At 59.8% G+C, this 2033-nt stretch carries 2 protein-coding genes and 1 pseudogene; all 3 read right to left on the reverse strand.

The annotated features are described in order from the left end of the window. Window positions 1–822 (reverse strand): 2-oxoacid:ferredoxin oxidoreductase subunit beta (locus GJ631_RS18295; protein WP_156710527.1); only part of this gene is annotated, 822 nt, incomplete at its 3' end. A gap of 529 nt (window positions 823–1351) precedes the next feature. Further along, window positions 1352–1537, reverse strand: a pseudogene (locus tag GJ631_RS18300) (4Fe-4S binding protein); the annotation flags it as partial. 40 nt (window positions 1538–1577) lie between these two features. Further along, window positions 1578–2033: SufD family Fe-S cluster assembly protein (locus GJ631_RS18305; protein WP_197425208.1), on the reverse strand; the 456-nt coding region annotated here is incomplete at its 5' end.

Below are 2033 nucleotides of genomic sequence, written 5' to 3' on the forward strand. Positions count from 1 at the left end.
GGGGATGTCGTTCATCGGTGCCTCGATGCCCTCGCGCTTCTCGAAGCCGACGGAACTGTCGTCCTGATAGATGACGCCTTGATACTCCTTGTCGCGGTCCATGATGAGGTCCTTCGCGGCGTCGTAGTCCGAAGAATCGTGGTCGAAATCGTCGTCGGCCACGTCGACGATGGCGTCGCGGAAGTAGTCGTAGGTGTCGACATCGTTGAACGTCACACACGGCGAGTAAACGTTCACGAAGCCGAAGCCGTCGTGTTCGATGGCCTTCTGGACGATTTCGGCGTGTCGCTGGGAGTCCGAAGAGAACGACTGGGCGATGAACGTCCCGCCCGCGGCGAGCGCCAGCGCCAGTGGGTTGACCGGCTGTTGGTTCGTACCGTCCGGCGACGTCGAGGTCTCGAAGTCCTCCCGGCTGGTCGGCGAGAACTGCCCCTTCGTCAGCCCGTAAATCCGGTTGTCCATGACCACGTACGTCATGTCGACGTTCCGGCGGACCGCGTGGACGAAGTGGCCGGCCCCGATGGAGTAGCCGTCGCCGTCGCCGCCGGCGACCATCACTTCGAGTTCGGGATTGGCCATCTTCATACCGATACCTACTGGCAGGGCGCGGCCGTGGATGCCGTGCAGCGCATACGAGTGCATGTACGTCCCGATTTTCCCGGAACAGCCGATGCCGGCAACGACGAACGTGTTGTCGGGGTCGTTGCCGGTCTCGGCCAGCGCTTTCATCATGCCGTTCATCGTCCCGAAGTCACCGCAACCGGGACACCACGTGGGCTGTTTGTCGGATTTGAAATCCGTAAATCGAATCTCGGAACTCATCGGCTCAATGAACACCTCCAGCCGCATACCGAGTGGCGTACTTTGTCAGGACGATACTGTTCCGGGTCGGTCGTTGCGTGAATCGGCTTGCAATCATGAGCTTTCGACTTTCGCGGTTTCGATATCTTTGACGCCTAGATCTGCGATTTCGGCTGTAACTGCCGGTGGAAGTGTTTCCATGCAGTCATCGATTTGTGGGTCAATCGACACGCCATCAACTTTGATCGCGACCAGTTTACCGCGGCTACCGTGTGCGGCGATTTCGAACTCGAACGGTCGGTCACGTTCGTCGACAGTGTGGACCCAGACTTTCGCGAGTCCATTGGCGCTCTCCCAGTGGACGCTATTTACCACAGTGAGAGAGCCAGCAGGCGGGACGCACGACGACCCACACGCCACACACCGAGCGGGATGTGGCAACGTACCGAGGTACTCGTATTCTGTCCCGCACTGGTAGCATTGGAGTGTTAGAATCATCGGTGATCGCTCTATTGCTACCTCAGAGTCGCCTCTCTCGCCCTGGGTCGACGTCGATGGCGTCGACGGGGCAGTCCTCGAGACAAGCACCGTCGGCGATGCAGATGTCGAAGTCGACAGCCACGTGTGTCCCGTGGATTCCCAGTTGATCCGGTTCGTCGACTGGCCCCCAGACTGTATGCCCCTCGTGTTGCTCGGCGACGTCGCGAGTGTCCTCGAATGTTGAATCGATTCCCATTATACACCCTCTATGAAACTGGACGGGTCCCGAGGGACCACTATCCGAGCGACCCCTCCATTTCGAGTTCGACGAGGCGGTTGAGTTCGACCGCGTACTCGATGGGTAATTCTTCCGTAATCGGTTCGATGAACCCGGCGACGATCATCTGCTTTGCGTCGTCGTCGTCCAGTCCGCGCGACTGGAGGTAGAAGACGTCCTCGTCGCCGATTTTGCCGACGGTCGCCTCGTGGGCCACGTCGACCTTCGACTCCTCGATTTCCATGTACGGCATCGTGTCGCTGGTCGACTCGTTGTCGAACATCAGCGCGTCACACTCGACGGACGTCGAGGAGTTCTCGGCGCCGTCGGCGATGTGGACGAGGCCACGGTAGTTCGTGCGGCCGCCGTCCTTGCTGATGGACTTCGACTCGATGGTCGATTTGGTGTTCGGCGCGTTGTGATACACCTTCGCGCCGGTGTCGATGTTCTGGCCCTCGCCCGCGAACGCGATGGT

Source organism: Natronomonas sp. CBA1123 (assembly GCF_009741925.1).
In the GTDB taxonomy this organism is placed as follows: Archaea; Halobacteriota; Halobacteria; order Halobacteriales; family Haloarculaceae; genus Natronomonas.